We start from the raw sequence: 9,103 nt of genomic DNA, 5'->3' as shown, positions 1-9,103 counted from the left end.
TAATAAAATATAATAATTTTTGGAATCATAAAAGAATACATTCCGCTTTAAATTATGATACTCCTATGTTATACTTCAAAAAAATAAGGAATACTTAAAGGAAATATCTCTGGCTCCCGTGCAATATTAATTTTACATGTCTAAAAAATATATAAATAAAATTATACAAAAATAAAAAATATATCGCTAATATATTAACATAAAACATCAAAGAAAATAAAATATAGAATAAAGCCAATTATTTTGTATTATATAATAATACATTAAAAAAAGCTGTTTAATAAATAATTACTAAACAGCTAATATTTTAAATTAATTTCAATATTTATTATTGTTTTGTCCAAGCTCCATCAAAATCACCTGTACCCTTAGCATCTGTTTTGCTTGTGAATGTTATACCTCCAGCATTAGATCCATTTTTTAATAACATTATATGTAATAATTGAGCTTTTCCATCACTTACTGCATCAACACTATATGTCTGATTATTTTTTGTTATAGTTTTAGCTGAAGTGTCTATTGTAAACATTTCGCTTCCGCTGTTGCTTTTCCAAGTGCCGCCCAAATCATAAAAACTGAATCCTTTACTGCATGACATACTGAAAGCAGACAATAAAGTTAAAGCTAAAATAGTTGTGATTAATTTTTTCATTTTATTTCTCATAAAATAAATTTTTTATATAATAGAGTATAGATTTTTTATATATTCATACAATGTTTAATAGATTAATAGTTAATATTTACCCTAGGGTAATTAATAACTTTTTTATTTTACTCTAGCACCTCTGCCTCTTATTTTCATTTTTTTGGATAATCCTGATTTTGTAATTTCGTATCTAGGCATAATCAAAAAATCATAATTAGTACCTTTCAATGCTTCTGCTATAAGCTGTTCTTTTAAGGTATTATCTTTAGAATCATAAGGAAGCTCGGCAGTTAAAACCTCTCCCACAGTAATATCGTTTCCGCTAAGCTGAAGACTTTGAGGAATATTATCTGCTGTTGCTATAGTTGAACAGCCTATCATTAATAATGTAAATATAGACATTGCTGCAATACTAATAATTTTTTTCATTTATAACTCCTTAATTAATAATTAATAATAAAATATTAATTTATAATAAACTTTTTTAATGATTAGACAATGAATAAATTAATTATAGTTAATATTGCCCCTAGGGACAATATTAACTTTTTTAATTATTACTAATAAAAATTATAATAATTAATTAAATAAGACTAGTATTAAAGTTATATAATCAAATTATTTACCTTTATTCTGATTAGGATTTAGCTGCTTACCTCTATTACCCTGATTCTGGTCATATCATATATTATTTCCGTTATTTCCTTTATTAGGGTTTTGCATGTCAGCTTCATTGTTAGGATGTTTAATTTTACCAGCCATAATTTTCCTCCTTAAAATTATTTTTTATCATTATTATTCTTTTTATTTGCTGGGTTTTGAGGATTTTTCTGCCAGCCTATGTATATTTGTACTCCTTAAATTAAATTCTTTTATATAAAAGTATTAAAAAATTATAACTTTAATACTTGCCTACTATATCATCAATATAATTTGAAAATTTAAGTCTGTTAAAAGTATTATTATTTTCATCATAGCAGTTAAATGAACTAATCAAAACAAGTATAAAACCTATAATATATGTATCTTCCTTATTTACTAAATTAGCATTTTTATACTGACTTATAATATCTTTTATATATTCATCATTTAAATTATCTATATTAGAATTATCACAAAAATCTTTCTTACAATTTCTTATTACAGTTATTATTAAATCTGTTTCTTCTTTATTGATATTTTTTATTATACCACTCATATTTTTAAAATCCTCTTTCTTTATAATATCTCTACTCAAAAATATTAAACATTCTGGTATATTATCAAATATAACTTTCTTAATATCAGGTATTTCAAATCCTAATCCTTTCAAACGAAGTATTTCCTTTACAATATCAATATGCTCTTTACTGTAATATCTTACCTTTTCCCTTATAGGACCATGAGTAATTCTATAAGCTGGAAGTACATTTTTATTATCCCATTCTCTTAAATTTTTTAATGTTACATTCTCTATATTTTCATCTTTTAAAATCTGAAAAAAATCGCCTATAACTATTAATTCATTTTTGTTTTTGTGTTTTTTGCTTTCAAGTATATATCTTTTATTTTTTATAAAATATTCTATACTGTTATTGTTTAACATTTATAATATTCCTATAAATAAAGTAATTTTTAATATTAACTTCTATTAAAAAATCACACAAACAAAAATTAAATACTTACCCATAGGTAATTATTTATAAATTAATTATAGGCATAATTATAAATTTCTCCTTATTGGGGCATAGATGTTCCTAATCAAAAAGTGAATTTTTTTTTGAATTTTATTCTACTAAAGAAAAAAATTTTTGAGCTAATTCTATATAATTAAATATTAAAGTAATTATCAAATTTTTTTCTCACTTTTTCTTAAACATAATTTTTATTATAGTGTGAATTTCTTTTTTTGTTATTGGCGGCAGTAAATCAGTATTTAATTTTAATGCTTTTTTAATTTTTTCTAATTGTTTATTTGCTTTTTTACTTATTTCAATATCTTTTATATAATCCAAATTTATTTTTGCTTCATCATCCGTACCATACAATATAGTTTTTATATCTTCAAATTTTAATTTATTCTCATAATAGTAATTTATATTGTCTGCTATGATAAGCATTTCTAATTTATAATGTATTGTTTTAAAAAGTTCATAGCCTTCAAGAAGTTTTTTTTATGATACTCTCTATATTTTCTCACTTCTTCCTTAATGGAATTTTTATTATGAAGAACTTTTTCATTATCATTTATTAGTTCTGCTAATTCTATATATTCTAAATCTTTATTTTCTAAATTTTTAAAAATATTATTGTATATATCTATAAATAAACCTATTTCAAAAAGATAAATATTGTTACTTTCAAGTTTAATTTCTGTAATGTATTTTTCTTCTATTTTACTAAACTCTTTATTTTCATAATTTAACTTTGATATAGTAAATGGTTTTTCTTTCTTTTTATTACTTCTAGTTTTTTGTATTAAATATAGATTTTTATTTTTTATATCTTCTTCACTTGGGTAAGATATTTTTTTGATTTTACCATTTAAATATATTCTTACTTCTTTCATAATTCAATTATATTCTCTTATATTTTTTGATTATTTTATATTATAAATTTTAAAAATTACAGAGGAATTATGAATAAATATAATAAGAAAATAGAAAATCAAATATACGAACTTATAAAAAAAGAGAATCTTACATTTGAAGAAACAAGCAAAAAACTAAATATAAATTATGATGATTTAAAAGAATATATTAATAAATCAAGCCGTAAATATAAAAAGAGTTTAGTAAAAAAAATAAGAAAAGCAAGAGATGAATATTTTTTAGATACAAAAATAAAAATAGAAAATGCATTAATAAAAAAAGCATTAGGCTATTACAGTAAAGAGATCATAAGAGAAATAAAAACGGATAAAGATGGCAAAGAATCAAAAAGCAAAAAAATCATTCATAAATATAATACTCCAAGTGAAAGAGCTATTATAGTATTTTTTGAAATTCTAAAAAATCGGAATAATAAAAAATTAGAGAAAGAAGAACTCAAAAAAAGACTTCAAGAAGATGAAAATAAAATAAATATCAGAGTTGGATTCGATAATTAAAGCAATAAACGAGCAGCTGATAACTTTAGTTGTCAGCTAATTATTAGCGAGTTTATTGCTTAGCAACAATAAAAGATGAAAATAAAATGAATATTAGAGTTGGATTCGATAATTAAAACCCCATACTAAAAAAGCATGAGGTTATTATATTATTAATCTTTAATTAAAAAGCCTTAGTCCGAATCTGAATACAAACTGAAAACCTATATAATAGCTTAAACAACAGTTCTTCACCATAAGCTCCTATTATACTATTAATAATTGTATTTAATGCTCAATTATTTATTTTGAATTTCTTATACATTTTTTATATCTTTTGAAAAATCCATTACTGCAGTTTTTAATTTTTTATTTTCATCTGTAAATAATTCTTTTTTTAAAATCAGCATTATTAATCATCAAATATTACTTATAGTACATATACTTAAGAGCATTTATAAAAGATTTCTCAATATATTTCTAATCATATTCAAAATCTCCGTACTAGTATGCTAAAGATTATAAAAAATGCATTGAAGTATAAGTTTTTTAAATACTTCAAACCAAAGTAAATTTTATATTATAATCGCTTATAATTTTTGATTATTTTATATAGCAATAATATTTATACTGCTATCAAAAATAAAATTATGAGAAAATATTATGAATATCAATTTTAGCATTTTAAAACCTTTTGAAAAATGGGCAAATATAGAAAAAAGATTAAAAATAGCATTCGGTGGTAGAGGAGGAGGAAAAAGTGAATCCATAGCAAGAATATTAGTAGCTAAAAGTTTTGAAATTAACGAAGTTATATTATGTTCAAGAGAGATTCAAAAATCAATTAGCTACTCAACCTACCCTCTTCTTATAAATATCATAAAAGAACTTCATTTACAAAAGTTTTTCACTATAAAAAGAAATGAAATTATTAATAATATTACAAAATGCAAATTTATATTTTTAGGTATTAGAGAATGTTCTGTAGAATATATTAAATCTATATATAATGTAAAAATATGTTTTATAGAAGAGGCAGAAAGTTTAACTCAAAAAAGCTATGAAATATTAGAGCCTTCAATAAGAGCCGAAAAAAGTGAAATATGGATAGCATTCAATCCTAGATTTGAAACTGACTTTATTTATAAAACCATTTCTCAATTTCAATTAGAAAATAAATTCTACACTGATAAAAAAAGTAATAAATATCCTTATCATGAATATGAAGATGATAATGTATTAATAACATTGATAAATTATGATGGCAATTATTATTTCAGTGATATATTAAATAAATCAAGACTTTCAACATTAAAACTTATGCCTAATATGTATGATCATATTTGGCTTGGTAAAATAAAAAATAAACAAGGAAAAATTTTCTTCTGTTCAAAATTAAAATTCTATGATGATGATTCAAAAGAAAATATAGAAAAAATAATATCATCAGAACATAAAGCTATAGTAGATCCTGCATTCGGAGAATATAATTGTTTTACTTCAGCTATTGTATATACACAAATAGGAGTAAATATTTATTTAATAGATTCAGGACTTATTAGAAATGATTCAAATTCCACAACTGATGAAAGTATAATAAATTTCCTTACAAATAAAAATATAAAAAGAGTATTATGCGAAAGTAATTTTGCCCAAAAGGAATTAGTAAAAAGATTAGAAAAGCATTTCGATGTAAGTCCTTTCTATGTTCATAAAAATAAAGCAGAGAGAATAGTGAATGCGAGTTATTTAATATATGATAAAGTTTATTTTCCAAAAAGCTGGCAGAAAATACCTGAAGGATCAAATACTGATAAATGGATAAAAACAAATAAAGGACGGGGATATATAGCTCTTCGTCAGCTTCTCAATTTTGATGACTCACTTTCTGAAAGTAATATTAAAGGAGATGTGTTTAGTTATTTAGATTTTCCTGATGCTTTATCAAGTTTAATATTTTTTGGTATAGAAGAAATTATAAATGAAGAAAATTATGATGATGATGTAAATTTAGTTAATGCTATATTTGGAGATTAATAAAATATTCTACTGTAAAAGCATTAAGCTATTACAATAGAATATTAAAAAATTATCAATATTTATTTTTTATGTTTGCATACAGGACAAGTAATAGGCTTTTTATTATCTTCATCTACATATCCACATATTTCACATTGCCAATTTTTTATATCAATATCACTATTATCATTTAAAAAACTCTGAAACTGTTTTTTATGTCCGTCTTCTATTCTAGCCACATTCATAAAAGCCATAGCCAAATCATCAAAACCTTCTTCTTGGGCAGTTTTTGCATATGATAAATACATATCAATAGATTCATAACTTTCATTAATAATTGATTCTTTTAAATTTTCTTCAGTGCTTGGTATACCATGGAAATTTTCAAACCATATTTTAGCATGCTCTTGTTCATTTCTAGCGAATTTTTCATATATAGCAGCAATATCTTCTCTTCCTTCTTCGCGTGCTTTTTCGGCATAATACATATACCTGCATCTAGCCATAGACTCACCTATAAAAGCATTTCTCAAATTAATTTCAGTTTTAGATCCTTTTAATTCCATCATCATTCTCCAATAATAAAAGGTTATATTTGATTTTTTAAATAAAACAAATATAATAAGTAAAGGTAATAAAAAACAAGGACTTCAAAATAATTTAAGCCATTATTCTATATTCAATATATTTTTATGTTATAATATCTTAACTAACTATATTAATGCATTTGACTTTTATTATATTATTTTTTATACTATTTTATGAAACATTAAAGGTGTAAAAATTATGAATGATAATAGTGATGAAAAAAATAATGTAGATAAAACAAGATATTACGAATATAAAACTAACATCTGTAAAATTAAATATAGATCCATAGTTTTAATATTTTTAATGTTTTTTATATTTATGGGTTTTACTTTTTGGTTAATGGTTAAATCTGGAGAAAAGGAAATAGTAAAAATAATATCTGATACTATATCTAATATATTTAAGAATAATGCATTTAAAGTATCATTTTTAATTAATGTATTATTTGTTTTATTTACATTTGTAGATATAGGTAATCTATTTAAAAATAGAGATTAAAAAGGAAATATTTTTTATGATAGAAACTTTTATATACATAATTATATCGATATCATTATTTATTATGTTTTCTATAGCTTGGAAAAATTTATTAAAATCTCTATGTAGAAGATATTTAATTATACAAAAAATAAATTTTATTAAAAATAATCAAAAAAAATATGTGAAATATATAAATCTTCTTATAAAAGATTCATATCATTTTTCTATATATGATCATATAATAAATGTATCTGTTGCAGAAAAAATTGGATTATTCAAAAATATAGATAAAAGAGAAGAAGATCCATTAATATATGAAATAGTTTCAATTTATTTGTTATTCATGACATTAAGTTCAATTGTTTTTTCTATTTTGGCAATATTAATTTTAATACTTATAATCATTTTTTCAATGTGTTCTATGGTGTTTAAAAATTCATTAAAATTATTTAATATAATTAGAAATGTTAAATTATATAGCAAACTTTATATAATAAATAATATGCATCACTAATAAAAAACAAGGACTTCAAAATAATTTAAGCCCTTGTTTAAATAATAAAATATTTTTAGTATATTCTTATTTTTCTATCTCTCTGATTAAATTAACCATCTCAATAGCAGCCATAGCAGAATCAAAACCTTTGTTTCCAGCTTTAGTTCCAGCTCTTTCTATAGCCTGTTCAATGTTTTCGGTAGTAAGCACTCCGAACATTACAGGTATATCAGAATTGAGCGAAACATTAGCAATACCTTTAGATACTTCAGAACAAACATAATCATAATGAGTAGTAGAACCTCTTATAACAGCACCCAAACAAATAACAGCATCATACTTTTTTGATTTAGCCATTTTAGATGCTATTAGAGGTATTTCAAAAGCACCAGGCACCCAAGCTATACTAATATCATCATCTTTAATATTATGACGAGATAAAGCATCCAAAGCACCGCCCAAAAGTTTAGAAACAATAAATTCATTGAATCTAGCACATACTATACCAATTTTTATCGGCTTTTCACTAACGAGTTTTCCTTCAAAAGTTTTCATAATTGTGTTAATCCCTTATTTATATTTTTTTATTTTTAAATTTAATCTAAAATATGCCCCATACGCTCTTTTTTAGTTTTCAAATAAAATGCATCATACTCTGAAGCCTCTATCTGTATAGGTACTCTGTCTTTTATCTCTAATCCATAATTATTCAAATACTTTATTTTATCTGGGTTATTAGTCATGATTTTTAGGCTCTTAACTCCCAAATTTTTAAGCATTTGATAAGCTTCATAATATTCACGCATATCATCTTTAAAACCTAAAGCTATATTGGCATCTACTGTATCAAGTCCGCTGTCCTGAAGTTCATAAGCTCTCAATTTATTAACAAGTCCTATTCCTCTTCCTTCTTGACGCATATAAACCATTATGCCCCTTCCTTCTTCAGCTATTTTTTTCATAGCATAATCATACTGTTCTCCGCAGTCGCATCTTTTAGAACCTAAAGCATCGCCTGTTAAACATTCAGAATGTACTCTGCAAAGTATATCCTCTCCACTTGAAATATCCCCAATAGTCAAAACTAAATGATGCTGTTTAGTTACTTTATTCACATAAGTAAGTATTTCAAATTCTCCGTATTTAGTAGGCATTTTAGCTTTAGCATAAAGCTCCATTAAATCTTCATTCTTCTTTCTATAATCAATCAAATCTGAAACAGTTATCATTTTAAGATTATGTTTTTTAGCGAAATCAATCAAATCATCTCTTCTCATCATGTCGCCATCATCTCTCATAATCTCGCAGCATAAACCACATTCTTTAAGCCCTGATAATCTCATCAAATCAACAGTAGCCTCAGTATGTCCCATTCTTACTAATACACCGCCATCTTTTGCAAGTAATGGAAACATATGACCAGGGCGTCTGAAATCTTCTGGCTTAGCATTCTCATCAATAACTTTTAAAGCTGTGATTGATCTTTCAACTGCTGATATTCCTGTAGTAGTTTCAACATGATCAATAGATACTGTAAAAGCTGTTTCATGATTATCAGTATTTTTTGAAACCATTTGATTTAAATTAAGTTTATTTGTAATTTTCTTGCTCATAGGCATGCATATTAAACCTTTAGCATAAGTAGCCATAAAGTTAATATTTTCTGTAGTAGCAAATTCTGCCGCACAAATCAAATCGCCTTCATTTTCTCTATCTTCATCATCTGAAACGACTATAATTTTACCGTTTCTCAAATCCTCCAAAGCTTCTTCAATAGTACTGTAAACATTTTCCATTTTTAATG

12 protein-coding genes are annotated in these 9,103 nt (G+C 23.9%); 4 read left to right on the top strand and 8 right to left on the bottom strand.

Annotated features, from left to right (window positions below):
• Window positions 1-328: 328 nt before the first annotated feature.
• From Q1J76_RS07555 to Q1J76_RS07535, 5 genes are all read right to left on the bottom strand, one after another.
• A complete protein-coding gene (locus Q1J76_RS07555) occupies window positions 329-652 on the bottom strand; it encodes a hypothetical protein (RefSeq protein ID WP_300369190.1) in 324 nt (107 codons plus the stop codon).
• 114 nt (window positions 653-766) lie between these two features.
• The gene (locus Q1J76_RS07550) at window positions 767-1,075 is read right to left on the bottom strand and encodes a hypothetical protein (protein WP_300369187.1); all 309 of its coding nucleotides are present in this window, start codon (window positions 1,073-1,075) and stop codon (window positions 767-769) included.
• 472 nt (window positions 1,076-1,547) lie between these two features.
• Window positions 1,548-2,231 carry a helix-turn-helix domain-containing protein gene (locus Q1J76_RS07545; protein WP_300369184.1) on the bottom strand — a complete coding sequence of 228 codons (684 nt, stop codon included), beginning with the start codon at window positions 2,229-2,231 and terminating at the stop codon, window positions 1,548-1,550.
• Between the two features lie 256 nt (window positions 2,232-2,487).
• Window positions 2,488-2,745, bottom strand: a complete 258-nt coding sequence (locus Q1J76_RS07540) for a hypothetical protein (RefSeq protein WP_300369181.1) — start codon at window positions 2,743-2,745, stop codon at window positions 2,488-2,490.
• Between the two features lie 2 nt (window positions 2,746-2,747).
• Complete coding sequence (locus Q1J76_RS07535; protein WP_300369178.1) at window positions 2,748-3,194, bottom strand: hypothetical protein; 447 nt, start codon at window positions 3,192-3,194, stop codon at window positions 2,748-2,750.
• A gap of 69 nt (window positions 3,195-3,263) precedes the next feature.
• Between Q1J76_RS07535 and Q1J76_RS07530 the strand changes: the two genes are divergently transcribed.
• Entirely contained in the window at window positions 3,264-3,734 is a 471-nt protein-coding gene (locus tag Q1J76_RS07530; protein WP_300369176.1) for a hypothetical protein, read from the top strand.
• Between the two features lie 642 nt (window positions 3,735-4,376).
• The gene (locus tag Q1J76_RS07525; protein WP_300369174.1) at window positions 4,377-5,750 is read left to right on the top strand and encodes a phage terminase large subunit; all 1,374 of its coding nucleotides are present in this window, start codon (window positions 4,377-4,379) and stop codon (window positions 5,748-5,750) included.
• 62 nt (window positions 5,751-5,812) lie between these two features.
• Here the strand turns inward: Q1J76_RS07525 and Q1J76_RS07520 are convergent, their stop codons facing one another.
• On the bottom strand, window positions 5,813-6,298 hold the full coding sequence (locus Q1J76_RS07520) for a rubrerythrin family protein (protein ID WP_300369172.1): 486 nt from the start codon (window positions 6,296-6,298) through the stop codon (window positions 5,813-5,815).
• 220 nt (window positions 6,299-6,518) lie between these two features.
• Between Q1J76_RS07520 and Q1J76_RS07515 the strand changes: the two genes are divergently transcribed.
• Window positions 6,519-6,821, top strand: coding sequence for a hypothetical protein (locus Q1J76_RS07515; protein ID WP_300369170.1), 303 nt, complete (start codon window positions 6,519-6,521; stop codon window positions 6,819-6,821).
• A gap of 16 nt (window positions 6,822-6,837) precedes the next feature.
• The gene (locus Q1J76_RS07510) at window positions 6,838-7,317 is read left to right on the top strand and encodes a hypothetical protein (protein ID WP_300369168.1); all 480 of its coding nucleotides are present in this window, start codon (window positions 6,838-6,840) and stop codon (window positions 7,315-7,317) included.
• A 66-nt stretch (window positions 7,318-7,383) separates the two neighbouring features.
• Here the strand turns inward: Q1J76_RS07510 and ribH are convergent, their stop codons facing one another.
• Together ribH and Q1J76_RS07500 are read right to left on the bottom strand one after the other, a co-directional pair.
• Complete coding sequence (gene ribH, locus Q1J76_RS07505; RefSeq protein WP_300369166.1) at window positions 7,384-7,854, bottom strand: 6,7-dimethyl-8-ribityllumazine synthase; 471 nt, start codon at window positions 7,852-7,854, stop codon at window positions 7,384-7,386.
• Between the two features lie 41 nt (window positions 7,855-7,895).
• Window positions 7,896-9,095: a bifunctional 3,4-dihydroxy-2-butanone-4-phosphate synthase/GTP cyclohydrolase II gene (locus Q1J76_RS07500; protein ID WP_300369163.1), complete on the bottom strand. Its 1,200-nt coding sequence runs from the start codon at window positions 9,093-9,095 to the stop codon at window positions 7,896-7,898.
• Window positions 9,096-9,103 lie beyond the last annotated feature (8 nt).

Origin of the sequence: Brachyspira sp., assembly GCF_029258575.1 — a bacterium.
GTDB lineage: Bacteria > Spirochaetota > Brachyspiria > Brachyspirales > Brachyspiraceae > Brachyspira.
The sequence above is the reverse complement of the archived record's forward strand: the minus strand, read 5'-3'. Positions and strand labels throughout refer to the sequence as shown.